Source organism: Pseudomonas marincola (assembly GCF_900116605.1).
Lineage (GTDB): Bacteria > Pseudomonadota > Gammaproteobacteria > Pseudomonadales > Pseudomonadaceae > Aquipseudomonas > Aquipseudomonas marincola.
The window spans coordinates 114,059-132,934 of the sequence record NZ_FPBC01000011.1; the positions used below are offsets into that span (position 1 = coordinate 114,059).

17 protein-coding genes are annotated in these 18,876 nt (G+C 57.8%); 7 read left to right on the top strand and 10 right to left on the bottom strand.

The window, feature by feature from the left end:
• Positions 1-135 precede the first annotated feature (135 nt).
• Complete coding sequence (locus BM395_RS17270) at positions 136-2,469, top strand: DEAD/DEAH box helicase (RefSeq protein ID WP_244529004.1); 2,334 nt, start codon at positions 136-138, stop codon at positions 2,467-2,469.
• A 55-nt stretch (positions 2,470-2,524) separates the two neighbouring features.
• Here BM395_RS17270 and BM395_RS17275 read toward each other — a convergent pair whose 3' ends face one another.
• Positions 2,525-2,998 carry a phosphate-starvation-inducible protein PsiE gene (locus BM395_RS17275; protein ID WP_090514135.1) on the bottom strand — a complete coding sequence of 158 codons (474 nt, stop codon included), beginning with the start codon at positions 2,996-2,998 and terminating at the stop codon, positions 2,525-2,527.
• A gap of 478 nt (positions 2,999-3,476) precedes the next feature.
• Here BM395_RS17275 and BM395_RS17280 point away from each other — a divergent pair, with 478 nt between their 5' ends.
• Positions 3,477-3,743 carry a YebG family protein gene (locus BM395_RS17280; RefSeq protein ID WP_090514138.1) on the top strand — a complete coding sequence of 89 codons (267 nt, stop codon included), beginning with the start codon at positions 3,477-3,479 and terminating at the stop codon, positions 3,741-3,743.
• Positions 3,744-3,775: 32 nt separating this feature from the next.
• On the opposite strand, the gene BM395_RS17285 is transcribed toward BM395_RS17280, so the two are convergent.
• Both BM395_RS17285 and BM395_RS17290 read right to left on the bottom strand, forming a co-directional pair.
• Positions 3,776-4,573, bottom strand: a complete 798-nt coding sequence (locus BM395_RS17285; RefSeq protein WP_090514140.1) for a sulfite exporter TauE/SafE family protein — start codon at positions 4,571-4,573, stop codon at positions 3,776-3,778.
• Between the two features lie 22 nt (positions 4,574-4,595).
• Positions 4,596-5,552: a YeiH family protein gene (locus BM395_RS17290; RefSeq protein WP_069901117.1), complete on the bottom strand. Its 957-nt coding sequence runs from the start codon at positions 5,550-5,552 to the stop codon at positions 4,596-4,598.
• Between the two features lie 337 nt (positions 5,553-5,889).
• Between BM395_RS17290 and BM395_RS17295 the strand changes: the two genes are divergently transcribed.
• Positions 5,890-6,543 carry a hypothetical protein gene (locus tag BM395_RS17295; protein WP_090514143.1) on the top strand — a complete coding sequence of 218 codons (654 nt, stop codon included), beginning with the start codon at positions 5,890-5,892 and terminating at the stop codon, positions 6,541-6,543.
• Between the two features lie 9 nt (positions 6,544-6,552).
• Here BM395_RS17295 and BM395_RS17300 read toward each other — a convergent pair whose 3' ends face one another.
• The 6 genes from BM395_RS17300 to BM395_RS17325 all read right to left on the bottom strand — a co-directional run bounded on the left by BM395_RS17300 (position 6,553) and on the right by BM395_RS17325 (position 13,257).
• Complete coding sequence (locus tag BM395_RS17300) at positions 6,553-6,852, bottom strand: DUF6506 family protein (RefSeq protein ID WP_069901113.1); 300 nt, start codon at positions 6,850-6,852, stop codon at positions 6,553-6,555.
• Positions 6,853-6,875: 23 nt separating this feature from the next.
• A complete protein-coding gene (locus tag BM395_RS17305; RefSeq protein ID WP_090514146.1) occupies positions 6,876-7,826 on the bottom strand; it encodes a bifunctional enoyl-CoA hydratase/phosphate acetyltransferase in 951 nt (316 codons plus the stop codon).
• A gap of 84 nt (positions 7,827-7,910) precedes the next feature.
• Entirely contained in the window at positions 7,911-9,671 is a 1,761-nt protein-coding gene (gene xsc, locus BM395_RS17310; protein WP_069901109.1) for a sulfoacetaldehyde acetyltransferase, read from the bottom strand.
• 58 nt (positions 9,672-9,729) lie between these two features.
• The gene (locus BM395_RS17315) at positions 9,730-9,918 is read right to left on the bottom strand and encodes a hypothetical protein (protein WP_069901107.1); all 189 of its coding nucleotides are present in this window, start codon (positions 9,916-9,918) and stop codon (positions 9,730-9,732) included.
• Positions 9,919-10,170: 252 nt separating this feature from the next.
• A complete protein-coding gene (gene pdxR, locus BM395_RS17320; RefSeq protein WP_090514149.1) occupies positions 10,171-11,637 on the bottom strand; it encodes a MocR-like pyridoxine biosynthesis transcription factor PdxR in 1,467 nt (488 codons plus the stop codon).
• Between the two features lie 231 nt (positions 11,638-11,868).
• Positions 11,869-13,257 carry an aminotransferase family protein gene (locus tag BM395_RS17325; protein ID WP_069901103.1) on the bottom strand — a complete coding sequence of 463 codons (1,389 nt, stop codon included), beginning with the start codon at positions 13,255-13,257 and terminating at the stop codon, positions 11,869-11,871.
• Between the two features lie 302 nt (positions 13,258-13,559).
• Here BM395_RS17325 and thiS point away from each other — a divergent pair, with 302 nt between their 5' ends.
• Positions 13,560-13,760, top strand: coding sequence for a sulfur carrier protein ThiS (gene thiS, locus BM395_RS17330; RefSeq protein ID WP_069901280.1), 201 nt, complete (start codon positions 13,560-13,562; stop codon positions 13,758-13,760).
• A 56-nt stretch (positions 13,761-13,816) separates the two neighbouring features.
• Positions 13,817-14,614, top strand: a complete 798-nt coding sequence (locus tag BM395_RS17335) for a thiazole synthase (protein ID WP_069901101.1) — start codon at positions 13,817-13,819, stop codon at positions 14,612-14,614.
• A 26-nt stretch (positions 14,615-14,640) separates the two neighbouring features.
• Here BM395_RS17335 and BM395_RS17340 read toward each other — a convergent pair whose 3' ends face one another.
• Positions 14,641-15,447, bottom strand: a complete 807-nt coding sequence (locus BM395_RS17340) for an IclR family transcriptional regulator (RefSeq protein ID WP_090514152.1) — start codon at positions 15,445-15,447, stop codon at positions 14,641-14,643.
• Positions 15,448-15,637: 190 nt separating this feature from the next.
• Here BM395_RS17340 and BM395_RS17345 point away from each other — a divergent pair, with 190 nt between their 5' ends.
• Positions 15,638-17,302, top strand: coding sequence for a GMC family oxidoreductase (locus tag BM395_RS17345; RefSeq protein WP_090514154.1), 1,665 nt, complete (start codon positions 15,638-15,640; stop codon positions 17,300-17,302).
• A gap of 84 nt (positions 17,303-17,386) precedes the next feature.
• Positions 17,387-18,709, top strand: a complete 1,323-nt coding sequence (locus BM395_RS17350) for an MFS transporter (RefSeq protein WP_069901095.1) — start codon at positions 17,387-17,389, stop codon at positions 18,707-18,709.
• Positions 18,710-18,876 lie beyond the last annotated feature (167 nt).

An 18,876-nucleotide genomic window follows, 5' to 3' on the forward strand; every position in this document is an offset into this window, starting at 1 on the left:
AGGCATCGGCACCGATTGCAGCGATTTCGTCTGCTGATCGCCGCAAGCCTTCCCAGCTGTGTCAAAATCGTCTGCTTTCCTCTTGTTTAAGTGTTGGCATGTCGACAGTGAATGCTGACTAGGGTTAACAGCACGATGAGCCAGAATGCGCCGTCCCTGGATACTGCCGGACTGTTGGAGGAGCGCCTTGAAGGCGTCTCCCCTCGCGCGGTGCTGTCGCTTGGCAGCCACGTGCGCGTGCACTTCGATGCGCGCAAGGCCCGTATGCAGGAACAAACCCAGCACCGTGCTGCGCTGGCATTCGACTATCAGGGCCATCTGGCCTTCGGTAAAGCCCCTAAAGACCTGATCGTAAAACGCCCTGGTGAAATCCCGCTGCGCATAATCCGCAACCCGCAAGCGGAAGCCGCAATGCGCCAACACCTGCTCGACTGCGGTTTGAAAATATCGCTGCGCCAGAGCGAAGCGCTGGGCGACCATCCCGGCGAACACTTCGAGCTGGGCAATGAAGGCGCCTGGCTGACATTCACCAAACAGCATCTGCCCGAACTGCGCGAGGCCGGGTGGCTGATCGAAATGGACGACGACTTCTACTTCAACCTCAGCGAGATTGAAGATTGGTACGCCGACATCGAGCAGGCACCCGAGCATGACTGGTTCGATCTGGAGTTGGGTATCGAGGTTGAAGGCCAGCGCATCAGCTTGCTGCCAATTCTGCTGCAGGCAATTCGCAAGAACCCCAACCTGCTCAATGGCGAAGCACTGGCCCTGCGCCGCGACGATGAAATGCTGCTGGTGACCCTGCCCCAGAACAAGCAACGCGTGGCGCTGCCCTTTTCACGGCTAAAGCCGCTGCTGGCGACGCTCGGCGAATTGTTCTTTCGCGAACCGGGCGAAACCAGCCAATCCTTGCGCCTGCCGCGAGCCGACGCGGCGCGCCTGATTGCACTCGAACAAGGCCCGGCAATTCACTGGCAAGGCGGCGAGCAACTGCGCGGCTTTGCCCAGCGCTTGCAGGCCTACAGCGACAAAACCGTAAGCCCGCCCGAAGGCTTGCAGGCGCAACTGCGGCCCTATCAAGTGCATGGCTTGGCCTGGATGCAAGCGCTTGCCGAATTAGAGGTAGGCGGCGTACTGGCCGATGACATGGGTCTGGGCAAGACCGTGCAGACGCTAGCGCATATCCTCTGTGAAAAGCAGGCCGGGCGTTTGCAGCAGCCCGCGCTGATCATCATGCCGACCAGCCTGATTCCCAACTGGCAGGACGAAGCCGAACGCTTCACCCCGCAACTGAAAGTGCTGGCTTTGCATGGCATCAAGCGGCGCAATCAGTTCAAGCACATCGGCGAGTACGACATTATTCTGAGCACCTATGCCCTGCTCCCGCGCGACCTCAAAATGCTCGGCGCACACAGTTATCATCTGGTGATTCTGGATGAAGCGCAGAACATCAAGAACCCGCGCAGCAAGGCCGCTCAAGCCGCCTCCCAACTGAAAACCGAACGCCGTCTGTGCCTGACCGGCACGCCGCTGGAGAATCACCTTGGCGAGCTTTGGTCGCTGTTCAACTTTCTGATGCCGGGCTGGCTGGGCGACAGCAAAAGCTTCAATCACGATTACCGCACGCCGATTGAAAAGAACGCCAACAGCCAGCGTTTGGCGCATTTGCATGGGCGCATCAAGCCGTTCGTGCTGCGCCGCAAGAAAGAACAAGTCGCCACCGAGTTGCCCGCAAAAACCGAAATCACCCAATGGGTCGACCTGACGCCGACTCAGCGCGATCGCTACGAAACCCTGCGTCTGGTGATGGATAAAAAGGTCCGCGACGAGATCGCCCGACTGGGTCTGGCGCGCAGCCAGATAGTCATTCTCGAAGCGCTGCTTCGCTTGCGTCAGGCCTGTTGCGATCTGCGTTTGCTGGGCGATGAGTCCAGCACGCTGAAAGCCTCGGACTCAGGCAAGCTGACGTCATTGCTGAACATGCTTGAGGAGCTGACGCAGGAAGGTCGCCGCGTGCTGCTGTTCTCGCAATTCACCTCAATGCTCGACCTGATCGCCTCTGAGCTGAAAGAGCGCGGCATCAGCTACGGCAAACTGACCGGCGCCACCCAAGACCGGCGCTCGCCGGTGCATGACTTTCAGGCTGGCGAATTCTCGGTGTTTCTGATCAGCCTCAAGGCCGGTGGCGTTGGCCTCAACCTGACGGCCGCCGATACCGTTATCCACTTCGACCCGTGGTGGAATCCGGCAGCCGAAGCACAGGCCAGCGACCGCGCCTACCGGATCGGCCAAGAAAAGCCGGTGTTCGTCTACAAGATGATCAGCCGCGGCACCGTCGAAGAGAAAATCCAGTTGTTGCAGCACACCAAGGCCAATCTGGCCCGTGGCGTACTTGAAGGCGGCAGCCTGGAACAGTGGCAGATCAGCGAAGAGGATCTGGCGGCACTGTTCGCACCACTCGACAAATAAGCGCTTTTGGCCGCTGGCAGCACTCCGCGACAGAGTGCTGCCAAACAGCCGATGATTAATGGCTCTCGGCTTTATCCTTGACCACATCACCGGTGGCGTCGATCGGCTTGCTCGACGGGTAGCGGTAAGACGCATAGCGCACTGCAAGCACCGACAAGGCCAGCAGGAATATGCCACCGCAGGCATAAACCAAACCCACGTCCGGCGCCTTGTGATGCGATACATCGCCAATCAGATAACGCGTCAGCGCGGTGATCGCCACATACAGCAGAAAGCGGATAGGCAAGTGATTGGTCTTGAAGTAAATCCCGACCATCGCCCCCAGTTCCAGGTAGATAAATAACAGCAGCACGCCATCGACACTGGCGTGGCCTTTTTCGAGCATCTCCATAAAGGCAATGATCGACGCCCACGCCGTGACGCCGCCGATGGCAAACAGCCCAATGTAGTGGAACCCTTCCACCAGCAGATTACCGATCGAGTTTGCGCTTTTGTGCATTTGCTGCCTGGTGTTATCCACCCATTTCATAGCCACTTCCTTAACGTTGAACCGACCCGCACGCAGACCAAAATACAACTCAGGACACCCGCAACTTCGGGACGAACCGGTGATTATGGGGCGCGAAAATATTGCTGAATTGATGCGCGCATAATGCCGTGAAAGCATTACATTTACTACGCAGCGCGGCCTCTGACGACTTAATAATTAGCCGCGTTGAGCAAGACCACCCGGGCAATTCGTGCTTCACTGAAATGCCAGTAATCGGCAGCCACACTTAACATTTCGCACTGACATCAAGTTTGGCCCGATTCGCTCCGATAAGTAATCAGCGCTCTCGGTTTTGTGCGGTACGGCATGATTGCTGCTGTTCAAAACCGCTGGAATTCTTTAAGCTACAAATACTGTATAAATAAACAGCTAAAGAGCCTGCAAACACACCGCGCCAGCCGCGTGCTTTTGCAGAGCTCCTGAATGTAATTAATCAGCGTGAAGGTAGAGGTGATGAATGGCCGTCGAAGTGGTGTACCGCAGCAGTCGAGATCTGGAGCGTTTATTCATGGATAAAGCAGAAGCTGACCGTCATGACAAAATGCTTGAACTGGCAGAGCTGCTGACAGACGTGCTGCAAAAGGCCGTTCCGAGCCTCAACGAACAACAGGGCGAAGAACTGGGCATTTTCATGGCCAAGAATCGCGACATTTTCGCCAAAGCCTTCAAGAACCAACCGGATGCTCTCAACGATCTGGACAAGGAACCGCAAGCCGCCGAGTAAGGGTCACCACGCTGATTACCCCGTGGTTGCGGTCATGCACCGTGGGGGAGCGTGGGCGGTTTTGCGGCCATTGCCAGCACCTGCCCAAGTGACTCGACGATAAGGCTGGCACCCGCCAGCACCAACAAAGCAAACACCAGCCAGCGAACCGTGCGCAGTGACAGGCGCGGCGGGTAGCGCCGCATCAGTACACTTACCAGCAGCACCAGCGGTAGCGCCTCAAGGCTCAGCCAGATCACTTGCATGTGCAACTGCCCTTGGGCAATCACCAAGCCCAGACGCGTTGCAGAGTTGGCCGCAAACACGGTGATCAGCGTGTTGCGGATGACCTCATAAGCCAGTGGCTGGCGATAGAGGTGATACACCAGCGGTGGCCCGCCACTCGAGAACAGCCCGTTAAGCAGCCCGCATAGAACGCCTGAAACCCAGAAAGCGGGTTGCCCGGAAAGACGTTCTCGGGGCTTGCTCTGCACCACCAACAGCAAACTGGCGATGATAATTACGCAGCCCAGCAAGAGCCGCAGCCAGGCCATTTGCGCCTCATCCAGCGCACCCAAGCCCCACATACCCACACTCACACCCAACAAACTGCTCAATAGAATCGGCATCAGGACGCTGCGATCAAGTGCAGGTTTAGGCCCGCCCAACGTCGCCAGCGCATTGGCAACGGTGAGAAAACTGATGACCACGGCCACATCGGCGAGTGAAACAATATTGAGGGTGGCAACCATCCCCAGCAGGATCAAGCCGAAGGCAAACCCTGTGAGGTTCTGTGCCAGCGTGGCAAGTAACACACAGCCCAGAAACATCAGGTGCACTTGCACACTCATGGCTTTACGCCCACGTTCAACCTCACCCCATCCAATGAACAGCCAACAGTATCAGAGTCGCCAGAAACACGGTCTCACTGACCAGCAACGTAGCCGGGCGCCAGCCTACCTCAAGCAACGACTTCAGCGATGTTTTCATACCCAGCGCAGCAATCGCAGTGACCAGACACCAGCTTGAAACACTCACAGCGAACTCACGGATGGCCGGTGTTGCCACGCCACTGCTGTTAATGGCCACAAAGATCACGAAAAAGATAATGAATAACGGCAGGGGTAGAGCCGCTCGCGGGCCATCGCTGCGTTTGCGCAGCATCAGCGACAGGCTGAACACAATCGGCACCAGCATGGCCACACGCAGCAGCTTGACTACCGTTGCGGTATCGCCCGTTTCATCCGACATGCTGTAGCCAGCCCCAACGACTTGCGCAACGTCGTGAATCGTCGCGCCAAGGAACACCCCGGCCTGCCGTGCATCCAGTCCGAGCCATTGTGCGATGGGCGGATAAATGATCATGGCGATGGTGCTCAGCGCCGTCACGCTGATCACCGTGAAGATGATGTTGCGCTCGCTGTTTTTGTCCTGCGGCAACACCGCCGAAATCGCCAGCGCAGCGGAAGCCCCGCAAATGCCCACGCTGCCGCCACTCAAAATACCGAAGTCACGCGACTGCCCGAGCATACGGGCCAATACCACGCCAAAGGTCATAGTCAAAAACACCCCACCGACTACCACTGCCAGCAAGGTGCCGCCGAGCGACATGATCTGCTCCAGGGTTATGCGCATCCCCAACAGCGCAACGCCAATGCGCAAGATCGTGCTGGAGGTGAAACGGATTCCGGCAACAGCGCGGCCCTCCTCCGAAAGAAACCCCAGCGCCATGCCCAACAGCAACGCCATGAGCATCACAGGTGCACCGTAGTGCTCGGAGAGGAACGAGGCACTGACACCGACTACTGCCGAAATAATCAGTCCGGGCATAACCACTTTGCACTTCTGTACCCGCCGTACCAGCCACGAGTCGGTATTGCCGGGTTGCGACTCTGCCGGGACCGCAACCGGTGGAATCGTGTGGTGTTGTTTTATTGTCATGGTTGGCACCTACACCGTTGTTTCATCACGTGCCACCGATGCTAGTGAAACCCGGACCGACTCATTAGGGCCACTGAGCCGCCTTGTTAGGGGCCAATCCGACTGGCCCCATAGCCCCTCGCAGCTGGCGCTAAGTGAATCCGTACAAGCCGCATATTCTGTGCGTTGGCGAGTTTCACACTGGCCCCACTAAAGCACGCGGAGCGGTTCACAGCAGGAGGGAAAAATGGCCCTGAGCAACCTTGAGTTGACGCGCATGAGTGAATGCCTGCGCAACCATTGGCAACGCGCCAATCCGCGCTTCGCAACCGGCAACGATCCGCGTAGCAGTGACAACATGCTGCTATTGCTGCTTTATGGAAGCCTGCATAAAGCAGCCGGTTATGGTTGGCAAAATGCCGGACGCACCCTCATCGACAAAACCTACTTGCGGATCCTCGCGCAGTGCACGCAACTGGATATGCATGGCTTAAGCGCCGATGAACTTGCCGCTCGGCTCGATGGTTTTATTCGCCGGGAAGTCGCCCCGCGCTGGGAAACGCTAAGCCAAAGCGCTGCCGAGAAAGGACCTGAACTGGCGCAGCAGCTACTTGTGAGCGCCAGTGATGCCTTGTTTGATGGCAGCGATGAGTGCCGTGCGACCAGCCAGATTCTCTTCTATCTGTGCCCGAGACTGCCGATACTGCCCAATCATCCGCAACCCGTGGCACAGACCGACCAATTGCGCGAGCTGCCGATATTCGCACGCCCGCAATGTTTTGCCGGTGATACGCAACAGCAAGTGTTTATTCGTCAATTGATAGAAAGCAGTGACTGGTGGCCGCGGCGGGTATTAAGCGCCTGGCATCTGCATGCACAAACAGCCCCAATGCCCGCCTGAGTTCTGCGATTAAGCGCCGGGCTGCAGCAGTCGCGCACGGTCCTCAGCGCTGTACTGAACTGCGCCCAGCGGAATTCTGCCGTCCAAGGCCTGACGGATCTGCTCGGTTTCCGCCTCGCTGAACGCCCCACACAACTCGATCAACTGCACGTGATGCGTCAGCAGTTCGAGCGCCACCATCACAGCCTGCTCAACATCGGCCACCCCACACAGGGTCGCCGAGAAAGCGTCCGACTCAAGTTTGCCGTTATGGGTCATGAAATCCATGCCCGGGGCCTTGAAAATGAATGCGTAACGTTGCACTGCCATAGCAACTCTCCGTTGAAGTGTGACTAAACCGCCAGCGCCCGCTCAGGCGTTTGCGCACAGTAATCAATAAAAATGGATGACAGCGCGCATGAGGCAAGTCGTGCCTCCAGAGGATCAGCGCGCGATGTCAGAATAATCGGCACCTTGGCGCCCAGCACCAGACCTGCGGCCGTAGCGCTCATGAAATAAACCATCTGCTTGAACAGAAAGTTACCCGATTCAAGATTTGGCACCAGCAGAATATCGGCGTTACCACAGACTTGTCCGGCAATGCCCTTGATCTTCGCGGCCTCGGCCGATATTGCATTATCAAAGCCCAACGGGCCCTCAATCCTCGCGCCACTGATCGCGCCAATAGCCGCCAATTTGGTCAACTCGGCGGCATCCTGACTCGACGGCATGCTGCTGCTCACCTCTTCGGTTCCGGAGAGGATTGCCATCCGCGGCGACTCATACCCCAGCGCATGCATCAGCTGGATTGCATTACGAACGATGTGCACCTTGTCGATGATTGAAGGCTGCACGTTAATCACCGCATCGGTAATCGACAGCGCCTTGTCACTGCCCGGTAAAGTCATGTGGAAAACATGACTGAGACGGCTGGCGGTGCGCAGTCCGGCATCGCGTTTAAGCACCGCGCGTAACAAAGTGTCGGTGTGCAGATGACCTTTCATCAACGCACTCGCTTCACCCTTGCCGGCCAGTGCGCAGCTGATCGCAGCACTCTCGGCCTCATCCGCCGCGGCTATCAGCCGTATGCCATTGAGGTCCCAGTCGAGTTGCTCGGCCAACCCACGCATCTGCTGGATATCACCCACCAGAACCGGAACGATCAAGCCCTCATCAAAGGCTTGCTTGGCGCTGCCCAACGTCAGCAGATTGACCGGGTTGACCACCGCGGTTACCACCTGGGGCAAAGCCTTGGCCCGATTGAGCAAAAAAGCCGGGCACTCGCGTGCTGTCGTGCTCAACATCATTCACCTCCCATTTGCTCGCTGGCGATACTGCAACGGCGCCCAAAGGCGCCGCTGCAGGGTGCTTGTACAGGCCGCCAGGGCTTATACGTAATCCTTGTATTTCTCAAGGAAACGCACCGGCTTGGACAACGCATCACGGCGGAACGGGTCACCGAGTTCGCGGGTACACATGATTTCAATAACCGTGGTTTTGCCTGCCTTCTGTGCCTCACATGCAGCCTTCAACGCCGGTCCGATATCTTCCAGACGATCAACAGTGACACCCTCTGCGCCCATTGAGCGGGCGATGCCGGCAAAGCTCTGGTTCTCCAGATCGCCAGCCACAAAACGACGGTTGTAGAAGTCGACCTGGTTCTTCTTCTCCGCGCCCCACTGGCGGTTATGGAAGACGATAGAAGTCACCGGAATGTTCTCGCGAACACAGGTCATGATTTCCATCATCGACATGCCCCACGCGCCGTCACCGGCGTAGGAGATAGCGGTACGATGCGGTGCGGCAACCTTGGCGCCGATAATGGTTGGCAGCGCGTAACCACAGTTACCGAAGCTCATTGCAGCAAAGAACGAACGTGGCTGCTCAAAGCGCAGGTAGCTGTTGGATACCGAGTTGATGTTGCCGATATCGGTCGAGACCATGGCATCCGCCGGCATGGCTTTTTCCAGCTCACGCAGGACCTGACGCGGGTGCAGATAGTTGCCGTCTTCGCCGTTCTGCTCGTTGATCATGTCGAGCGAATATTCATCCTTCTCGTGAACCCAGGCAGTCAGTTCGGCTTCCCAGTTCGCCTTCTCCATGGCGATTTCTTCTGCGCGTGCGCCTTTGTTCTCAAGGCACAGCACATCCAGATTCTGCAGGCGGCCCAGCAGGTTTACCGCAGCAGCCTTGGCATCCCCGCAGATCCCTACCGAGATCTTCTTGACCAGACCGAGCATTTTCGGATCGCAATCGATCTGAATCACCTTGGCCTGCTTCGGCCAGTAATCCATGCCGTGCTGCGGCAGCGTACCGAATGGTCCAAGGCGTGTGCCCAGAGCCAGTACCACGTCCGCACGGGACAGCAACTTCATGCCGGCTTTCGAGCCTTGATAGCCCAGCGGGCCGCACCACAGTTGATGGCTGGCCGGGAATGAGTCGTTGTGCAGGTAGCTGTTCACCACCGGCGCGCCCAGGTATTCGGCCAGCGCCTTGCACTCTTCAACGGCATCGCCCATGACCACACCGCCACCGGAAATGATCACCGGATTTTTCGCCGACGCGAGCAGCGCAGCCGCTTCTGCGAGGCTGTTTTCACCGCCGGCGCTGCGCTCAATGCGAATTGGCGTTGGGATATCAACGTTAATGTCGCCGTAGAAGAAGTCGCGCGGAATGTTCAGCTGGGTCGGGCCGTTTTCCTGCATGGCGCGGTCAAAGCAGCGCGCGGTCAGTTCAGCCATGCGCGCCGGGTTGGCAACGTGGCCTTGGTACTTGGTGATGGTTTCAAAGAACGGCAGCTGTTGAGCTTCCTGGAAGCCGCCAAGCCCCTGGCTCATTGAACCGGTTTCCGGAGTGATGACCACAACCGGGCTGTGCGCCCAGTAAGCAGCGGCAATGGCCGTGACAAAGTTGGTGATACCCGGGCCGTTCTGGGCGATACACACACCGTGGCGACCACTCACTCGCGAATAACCGTCGGCCATGTGGCCAGCGCCTTGCTCGTGCACAACCGGGATAAAACGGATGCCGGCTGGGGCAAAAATATCCATTGCGTCCATGAAGGCCGAGCCCATGATGCCGAAGATATCGGTTACGCCATTGGCGACCATGGTTTCAACTAAAGCCTCGCTAGGTGTCATGCGTGCCATATCGACTTTCCTCTCAGAACTTAGGTGTACGACGGCCAAGCCGCCGGTTGATCGGGGCTTAGCCGCAGAGCGGCATCGGCGCACAGGGATAGCCGAGAGCCTCGGCAGGTTCAGGGCAGCCACGCTGCCCTGCTTGAATATTCAGGTGCTCCAACACCCAACCCGAAACGGCAGCTGGACCACCAACTGGCACCACGAAGGCACCTTGGGCGGTGTGACTGGACGCAGTCGAACAGACTTTCTGCATGTCGATCTCTCCCGTTGTTTTTGTGATGGAGCACCGGCAACCCAGTAAGAACCTGCGCTGTCGAGCCTATGCAGTTCCAACTGGACTGGACCTAGAGTAGGAGCCTGAGAGACGCAGCCGATAGAACCAGTTGCGGGCCAGTTGTTGCGCCAGTGGCCACAGGGCTTTTTAACGCGCGCAGGAAATCGCACCGCAGACATAAGCCTGCGGTGTAGGCAAGATGGCCCACTGCTGTGGGCCCGGAAGAGTGCTTTAGCTCAGTTGCTCAATCAGCTCGGCGAGGATTTTGATACCCGGTCGGATTCGCTCTGCGGCAATCGAGGAATAGCCAAGCCGGAAATAGTTCAGCGGCGGGCGTTCACCATAGAAATGAATATCGCCTGGCTCAATTAATACACCCTGTTTGGCAGCCTGTTTCTGCAACTCGCGGGCGTCCAATCCATCAGGGCCTTTGACCCAGTAGCAGGAGCCACCAAAGCTCGGCTCGCGCGACGAATCCGGCAAATACTCACGCAATGCATCGCCCATTTGCTGATGACGATCCTGATAGGCGCGCATCAGGCTCATGATTAACGCATCGTGATAACCACGCTCAAGGAACAACGCCACCGAACGCTGATTGTTTGCCGCTGGATGGCGCACCATCAGCCGGCGCAACGCACGCGCCTGACGAATAAGCGGCTCCGGGCCCACCAGATAACCGACGCGCAAGCCTGGCGCGAGAGTTTTTGAAAGGCTGCCGACATACAAAACCCGATCGTTCTTATCCAGACTCTTGAGCGCCGGGATCGGATTGGCCTTGAAGTTGGTTTCGCTTTCGTAATCATCCTCGATGATTAAAAAGTCATGCTCGTTGGCCCGGCGCAACAACTCATAACGCCGGTCCAGCGGCATGGTCACCGTGCTCGGGCATTGATGGCTGGGCGTGGTGTAAACCAGATCGCAATCATTGAGCTGATCACTGAGTACCAAGCCCTGCGCATCCACAGCCAGTGGCTGCAGCCGCGACGGGTTGAGCATGGCGATGTTGCGAATATCCATGTAGCCAGGGTCTTCGACGCCCATCAGGCTATCGGGGCGCAACAATAAACGCGCCAGCATATACAACGCGTGCTGCGCGCCAACGGTGACCAGAATTTGCTCGGGCGAGGCCCAAACGCCACGCCGCGGCAGTAAGCGCGTGCGAATTTGCTCCATCAGCAGCGGATCATCGTCATCGAAACGGTCCGATGCCCAATCACGAATCGCCGGAATACTCACGGCATCGCGGCAACACTCCCGCCAGTTCGCAGTCGGGAACAGCACCGGGTCAAACTGCCCGTAGATAAATGGATACTGGTACTTCTGCCAGTCGCGCGGCTTGCTCATGTTGCGCTGTTCGGTCGGCTTTACCACCAGCCGCGTGGACCAGTCTGGCGCACCATCAAATGTCGAATCGACCGGCACCCTCGCCGGCTCGACTTTGCGCGCCAGAATATCCGGGTTTACGTAATAACCGCTGCGCTCACGGGCGACCAGATAACCGTCATCAAGCAAGTGCTCGTACGCCAGCACCACGGTATTGCGGGCGATATTCAACTGCTTGGCGAGTTTACGGCTGGAAGGCAGGGGGCTATCGAGCGGAATATTGCCGTTAAGAATGACCTGGGCAATTTGTTCACGTAACTGCTGCTGCAAGCCGGTCGGCTTGTCTGCGGACAAATGAAATAGATGAAACATATCGCGGCCTCAGCTGTAAGAACTGCACATGCTGGAACCCACATCGTCAGCCCAGCAACTCCACTTTGCCCATGCACCTCGGTGCGATGACTGCGCCGCAGACTAGCACCAACCGCCACTCAAGACTATTGGTCAGCCACCTCGGCATCAGTCGCATTTATGGACAAAACGCCAAAGCCGGGAGACCCGTTCACACAGGTCATCCCGGCTGATTAAACGCCATTACTGAAGTTAAGCGCCGCCGCCCACTCGGGCCAGCGCGTTGTCCACGGCGGTGATGATCTGATCCAGTTCAGCCTGGGTCGCAATCAGCGCCGGGCTGAAGCACAAGGTGTTATTGAACTGCTCAAAGCTGCGATTGGTACGCCCGATAATGACGCCTTGGCGCATGCAGTCTGCGGCGACGGCAATGGCCACGCTCTCTGCCACCGGCTCTTTGGTCTGCCGGTCCTTGACCAGTTCCAAGCCACAGAAAAGCCCCTTGCCACGCACATCACCAATCAGCGGGTGCTTGTCTTGCAGCTCACGCAAACGGGCCATGAAGTACTCCCCCATTTGCGTGACATTCTCCAGCAAACCCTCCTCTTCGATGATCTGCATATTGGCCAGCGCCGCTGCCGGGCCGGCAGTGCAGCCGCCGAAGGTGCTGATATCGCGGAAGTAGCCCATGCGGTCGTCAGCTTCGCCCTTGAACGACTCGAAAACCTCTTCGGTGGTCACGGTGCAAGAGATCGCTGCATAGCCACTGGCAACCCCTTTGGCCATGGTGACGATATCCGGCTTGATGCCGTAGTGCTGATAACCGAACCACTTACCGGTGCGTCCGAGGCCGCAAACCACCTCATCAATGTGCAGAAGAATGTCGTATTTCTTGCAAATGGCCTGAATGGTTTCCCAGTAGCCAGCCGGCGGAGTAATCACCCCGCCACCCGCTGTAATGGGCTCAAGCACCACCGCGCCAACTGTATCCGGGCCCTCGGCCAGGATCACTTTTTCCATTTCCAGTGCCGCGCGTACGCCATAGTCCGAGACATCACCGAACTGTGAGCGGTATTCGCAGCAATGCGGGAACTCGACGAACCCTGGAGTGAACGGGCCGTACTGGCTCTTGCGCTCGAACTGACCGGTCGAGCTCAGTGCAGTGATGGTGGTGCCGTGATAATCACGCTCACGGAAGAGAATCTTGTGCTTCTTGCCGCCGTACTTCTTATGGGCAATCTGGCGAACAATTTTGTAGGCCTTCTCGTTGGCCTCAGAACCTGAGTTCGAGTAATACACGCGGCTCATGCCGGGCATTTTCTCGATCAGTTTTTTGGCGAACAAGGCGCCTGGAATGTTACCGGCCGAGCCTGCAAAGTAATTGAGCTTGACCAGTTGATCGCGCACCGCATCGGCAATCTTTTCACGGCCATAGCCAACGTTGACAGTCCACACGCCGCCCGACACCGCATCCAGGTATTCATTGCCCTTGATGTCCCACACGCGCATGCCTTTGCCTTCAACAATGATCATCGGATCATTCTGTTCAAGCGGCTTGTGTTGGGTAATGTGATGCCATACGTGACTGCGGTCACTGGCCAGCACTTCAGCTGCATCAATTTCATTCGTCATGGTGTTCATGCCAACCTCCAGCGTGGGACTTTGTAATTGTCGGCGGCCGGGGTGGAGATTCATGCGGCCGCGGTTATCCAGCGTCAGGCTGCGTTCTGTAAATGCAGGCTCAGCCTCTGGTGATGAAACTAGGAGCATGGCGCCAGCGCACATAGAACCAGTTTTTACCCAACTGAGGTGCCAGCGCCGCACAGGGGCATTTCACCGCGCCGTACTGGACCAATATGGCTGGCACCATTGGCCCTTCTGAGGCGCACAGAATCAATCAACCATGCAGACAAAGCGAACCACCACGGTGCGATACACGCATGATTGAAATCATCCTTAACGGCACCGCGCAGCAAGTGCCCGAAAACCTGAGCCTGCTCGAACTGCTGGAGTTGAACGGTCTGGTTGAACGACGTCTGGCTGTTGAACACAACCTGCAGGTTATTGCGCGCAGTGAGCTGGCCACACGGCGCCTGCAAAGCGGCGATCGCCTCGAAATAGTCCACGCCATCGGCGGCGGCTGATTCGGGATTTGCGATAGCCGCAAGCAAGGTTTCAATTCTGTTGATCAGGAGTGTTTATGACCCACGCAGCAGCAATAGCGGACCCGCTGATAATTGCCGGCCAGGCCTTTCAGTCGCGCTTACTGGTTGGTACTGGCCACTATGCAGACTTGGCTGAGACACAAGCCGCCGTGAATGCCAGCGGCGCGCAGATCGTCACCTTTGCTGTGCGCCGCAGCAACCTTGGCCAGAATGCTCAGGAACCGAATCTGCTCGATGCCATTGCGCCCGAAAAATTCACGCTCCTGCCCAACACTGCAGGCTGCTACACCGCCAAGGATGCCGTACGCACCTGCTTGCTGGCCCGCGAACTGCTTGATGGCCATGACTTGGTCAAACTCGAAGTTCTCGGTGATGAGCAAACACTCTACCCCGATATCGGCGAAACCCTGATTGCTGCGCGCCAACTGGTTGAGCTGGGTTTCAAGGTGATGGTTTACACCAGCGACGACCCGTTGGTAGCGCGGCGCCTGGAAGAACTGGGCTGCGTGGCAGTGATGCCTTTGGGTGCGCCAATCGGCTCGGGTCTGGGTATTCGCAACCCCTACAACATTCGCCTGATTGTCGAAAATGCTCACGTACCGGTAATCGTTGACGCCGGCGTGGGCACGGCATCCGACGCGGCAATTGCCATGGAACTTGGCTGCGATGGCGTACTGATGAATACCGCAATTGCCCGCGCACGCGAACCGATTCGCATGGCCTCGGCCATGCGTCAGGCCGTTAGCGCCGGACGAGAGGCGTATCAGGCCGGACGCATGCCGCGTCGTTTGAGCGCTGATGCATCGTCCCCGTTGAGCGGCTTGTTTATCTGAAGCCTGGGCACCGGCGCCCCGCTGTTTCAGGCGCCGGTTGTTTGCGAGACAAACATCAAGGCCAGCTGCGCGGCCGCCGCCTGCATGTCTTCAATTCCATCAATCAAATCATTCAGGCTCTTGCGCGCGGTCGGCGCGTGACACGCCAGCGCGGCCACACAACGCCCCTGCGCATCGCGAATAGGCACAGCCACGGCGACCATCCCCGCCACAAATTCCTCACTGTCGATACCCACGCCCCGGCTGCGAATGCGCTCAAGCTCGGCTTGCAGCAACCCCGTGTCGGTGATGGTGCGCGAGGTCTGCGCCAGCAATGGAATGCAGGTTAATAGTTGCTCACGATCTGCAACCGGCATTTCAGCCAGAAACAGCTTGCCGCTCGCCGTGCAGTGCAGCGGAACATGCGTGCCAGGCTCGACATGCAGTCGCAGCGGTTCTGTGGTCTCGACCCGATCGATATAGATCACTTGCGAGCCATCCAGCGCGGTCAGATTGCAGGTTTCCCCCAGCTTGCGAACCAGCGCTTCGAGAATCAGCCGATGGCGCTGCATAACCACGCCATTGCGCAACAGGTGCAAACCAAGCTGCCCCGAACGCGGGCCGAGCAAATAGGACTTTTCGTCCTCTTCGCGCAGCAAGAACCCCAGCCGCTCCATCGCCTGCACCATCCTCAGCAATGTGGCCTTGGGCGTATCCAGACGATGACTCAGCTGCGCCAGCGACAAGGGCGAGTCGGACTGAGCGATGGCGTCGAGCAGCAACAAAGCCCGCAAGCTGCGATCTGGCGTGGCAGCGCCCAGCGCCTCATCTGCTTTTGATACGTTTCGTTCCATTTGCCATACCGCCTGTTAGTTGTGGCATGAAAATAACTCCATGATTATAAACAAAATATCTTACAGGCCAGTAAATACAAGGCTGTGGACTCAATCACAAGTCATTTCTGGCCCAACAACAATGAACCGTTTTGTTCTAATTTGATCTCGAAGTTCGGTTTCGCACTAATAAAAACAAAGAGGATTTCGAATGTCGCTCATCTATGACTTCGTCGTAGTGGGTGCTGGATCTGCTGGCTGTGTGCTGGCTAACCGGCTCAGCGAGAACGGGCGCTACAGCGTCTGCTTGCTCGAAGCCGGCCCACCGGATCGGTATCCGTGGATCCACATCCCTATTGGCTATGCCAAAACCATGTTCCACCCTGTCTATAACTGGGGGTTCTACACCGACCCCGATCCTGGCATGAACAACCGTCGCATCTATTGGCCGCGAGGCAAGGTGTGGGGTGGATGCAGCTCCATTAACGGGCTCATCTACATCCGCGGTCAACAGGCCGACTACGATACCTGGGCCGACGCGGGCAACGAAGGCTGGGCCTGGAAGGATGTACTGCCGTATTTTCGTCGCAGCGAAAATAACGACCTCGGCCCCGGCCCTACCCGCGGCACAGACGGGCCACTCAGCGCCTCCAGCATCAAGGCCCGCCATCCACTCACAGAAGGTTTCATCAACGCTGCCGTTGAGCTGGGCGTTCCGCGCAGCAAGGATTTCAACAGCGGCGATCAGGAAGGTGTTGGCTACTACCAGCTGACCACCCGCAATGGCTTGCGTTGCAGCACCGCAGTCGCCTACCTGAAACCTGCACAGAAACGCAGCAACCTGACCATCATCTCGCAGGCTAAAGCCCAGCGCGTGCTGTTTGAAGACACACGGGCCAATGCGGTGGTGTATGAGCAAAACGGCCAGCAGCTCACGGTAAAAGCCAAACGTGAAGTGATCCTCAGCGCCGGCGCCCTGCAATCGCCACAACTGCTGCAACTCTCCGGTGTTGGCCCGAGCGAGCTTTTACAGAAGTTCTCGATCCCGCTGGTAAAAGACCTCCCTGGCGTGGGCGAAAATCTGCAGGATCATCTGCAAATTCGCATGATGTACGAATGCACCCGCCCGATTACCACCAACGACGAACTGCGTTCGCCGTGGCGCAAACTGCGCATGGGCCTGCAATGGCTGTTTACCCGCAGCGGTCCGCTGGCAATCGGCATTAACCAGGGTGGCTTGTTTACCAAGGTTATTGAGCAAAGCAAGACGCCGGATATTCAGTACCATTTCGGCACGCTCAGCGCCGATTCGGCTGGCGGCAAAGTGCATCCGTTCTCAGGCTTCACCATGTCGGTGTGCCAGTTGCGGCCGGAGAGTCGCGGGTACGTGCGCATTGTCTCGGCCGATCCTAATCAGCCGCCGTCGATGCAGCCCAACTACCTGTCGACTGAGCTTGATCGCCAGACGGTAATTGCCGGGGTTCGTTACACCCGCAAACTGGCGGCCAGCGGCCCGCTTAAGGACTTGATCAAACGCGAGCACCTGCCCGGCATTGAAGCGCAGAGTGACGAGCAAATCCTCGAGTTCTGCCGGCAATACGGCGCGACCATCTTCCACCCGTCCGGCACCTGCAAAATGGGTTCAGACCCATTGGCGGTGGTCGACTCACGTTTACGTGTTCACGGCCTCCAGGGCTTGCGCGTGGTCGACTGCTCGATCATGCCGACGCTGGTTTCCGGCAACACCAACGTGCCGGTGGTGATGATTGCCGAGAAGGCCTCGACGATGATTCTCGAAGATGCGCTCAAGCCGTCGCTGGCCACGGTCAACGTCAACCCGACAAAAACCTCAGAGTTGTGTGCCCACGCCTCTTGAGTCACTGCAGCAATAGAGCCGCCGTGGCGCGCGAGCTGTGCGCAAGCGGCTTGATTGCCGAGCCAAACACATAGGAATACTGACATGTCCACGCCAAATCCCGTGCGCAAAGTCGTAATCGCAAGTGTCATAGGCGCCACTATCGAGTGGTACGATTTTTTCCTTTACGGCGTCGTCGCCGGCATCGTTTTCAACCAGCTCTACTTCCCCAGTGATGACCCACTGATTTCAACCATGCTGGCCTACGGCACTTTCGCTGTCGGCTTTTTGAGCCGGCCGATTGGCGGGGTTATCTTCGGCCACTTTGGCGACAAGATCGGTCGAAAAAGTATGTTGGTCATGACCATGATGATCATGGGCGTGGCGACCTTCTTGATTGGCCTGGTGCCCAGTTATGACAGTATCGGCATCTGGGCGCCTCTGCTCCTGCTACTGTTGCGTGTTTTCCAGGGCATCGGCCTGGGCGGTGAGTGGGGAGGCGCGGTGCTAATGGCCTTCGAATATGCGCCGAAGCATAAGCGCGGATTCTATGCCAGCCTGCCGCAAATCGGCCTTGCCATAGGCCTTTGTCTGGCCTCGGGCGTAGTTGGTGCGCTGTCGTACTTCCTCACCGAGACACAGTTTCTCGAGTGGGGCTGGCGGATCGCCTTCCTGCTCAGCGCCGGTCTGGTATTTGTCGGCACCTGGATTCGCCTGAACGTCATGGAAAGCCCGGAGTTCGCCAAGGTCAAAGCCGACAACGCCGAAGCCGCCATTCCATTTGTCGACATGATGAAGCGCTACCCGAAGAACGTTCTCGCCGGTATGGGAGCGCGGTACATCGACGGGGTGTTCTTCAACGTATTCGGCGTGTTCTCCCTCAGCTACCTGACCCAGACCCTCAATTTACCGCGCTCCGAAGCACTTATCGGGGTCATGGTTGCGGCGGTGGTGATGTGCTTTACGATCCCCATGTTTGGCGCACTGAGTGACCGCATCGGCCGCACCCGCGTGTACTTCTGGGGCTCGCTGATTACCGCACTGGCGGCATTCCCGGCCTTCTGGTTGATGATGACCAGCGAGGGCAATATGTTCCTCATCTGGATGGCGATCGTAATCCCGTTCGGGATTTTCTATGCCGCCGTTTATGGCCCGGAAGCCGCTCTGTTCTGCGAGTTGTTTGACGCCAAAGTGCGCTACACCGGCATCTCGTTCGTCTATCAATTCTCAGGGATATTCGCCAGCGGCCTGACCCCGATGATTGCCACCGCGCTGATGCGCAGCAGTGACGGGCAACCGTGGACGACGTGCCTGTATGTGTTGTTCGCCGGCGCGGTGAGTGCCTACTCGGCCTGGTGGATTGGTAATCGCAAGAAATCAACAACAGCAGCGCCGCGAATGTCTACGGCGCCGGTCACCAACAGCTAAGCCACACACCTGAAATTGGCTGATAAAAGCCCCGCTGCGTTAATCCGCTGCGGGGCTTTTGCTTGCCCGAACAACGCTGGCCCCATCGCAGGGCCAATGCTGGCTCTTGGCCAATCGAGCTTGCCGACTAAACTGTGCACACCTCTCCGCAGGAGAGCGGCACCCCC

Bases quoted from the DNA above. Each gene is read 5' to 3' on its own strand.
- BM395_RS17270 (WP_244529004.1), top strand. From the start codon at position 136: ATGAGCCAGAATGCGCCGTCCCTGGATACTGCCGGACTGTTGGAGGAG.
- BM395_RS17275 (WP_090514135.1), bottom strand. From the start codon at position 2,998: ATGAAATGGGTGGATAACACCAGGCAGCAAATGCACAAAAGCGCAAAC.
- BM395_RS17280 (WP_090514138.1), top strand. From the start codon at position 3,477: ATGGCCGTCGAAGTGGTGTACCGCAGCAGTCGAGATCTGGAGCGTTTA.
- BM395_RS17285 (WP_090514140.1), bottom strand. From the start codon at position 4,573: ATGAGTGTGCAAGTGCACCTGATGTTTCTGGGCTGTGTGTTACTTGCC.
- BM395_RS17290 (WP_069901117.1), bottom strand. From the start codon at position 5,552: ATGCCCGGACTGATTATTTCGGCAGTAGTCGGTGTCAGTGCCTCGTTC.
- BM395_RS17295 (WP_090514143.1), top strand. From the start codon at position 5,890: ATGGCCCTGAGCAACCTTGAGTTGACGCGCATGAGTGAATGCCTGCGC.
- BM395_RS17300 (WP_069901113.1), bottom strand. From the start codon at position 6,852: ATGGCAGTGCAACGTTACGCATTCATTTTCAAGGCCCCGGGCATGGAT.
- BM395_RS17305 (WP_090514146.1), bottom strand. From the start codon at position 7,826: ATGTTGAGCACGACAGCACGCGAGTGCCCGGCTTTTTTGCTCAATCGG.
- xsc (WP_069901109.1), bottom strand. From the start codon at position 9,671: ATGGCACGCATGACACCTAGCGAGGCTTTAGTTGAAACCATGGTCGCC.
- BM395_RS17315 (WP_069901107.1), bottom strand. From the start codon at position 9,918: ATGCAGAAAGTCTGTTCGACTGCGTCCAGTCACACCGCCCAAGGTGCC.
- pdxR (WP_090514149.1), bottom strand. From the start codon at position 11,637: ATGTTTCATCTATTTCATTTGTCCGCAGACAAGCCGACCGGCTTGCAG.
- BM395_RS17325 (WP_069901103.1), bottom strand. From the start codon at position 13,257: ATGAACACCATGACGAATGAAATTGATGCAGCTGAAGTGCTGGCCAGT.
- BM395_RS17335 (WP_069901101.1), top strand. From the start codon at position 13,817: ATGACCCACGCAGCAGCAATAGCGGACCCGCTGATAATTGCCGGCCAG.
- BM395_RS17340 (WP_090514152.1), bottom strand. From the start codon at position 15,447: ATGGAACGAAACGTATCAAAAGCAGATGAGGCGCTGGGCGCTGCCACG.
- BM395_RS17345 (WP_090514154.1), top strand. From the start codon at position 15,638: ATGTCGCTCATCTATGACTTCGTCGTAGTGGGTGCTGGATCTGCTGGC.
- BM395_RS17350 (WP_069901095.1), top strand. From the start codon at position 17,387: ATGTCCACGCCAAATCCCGTGCGCAAAGTCGTAATCGCAAGTGTCATA.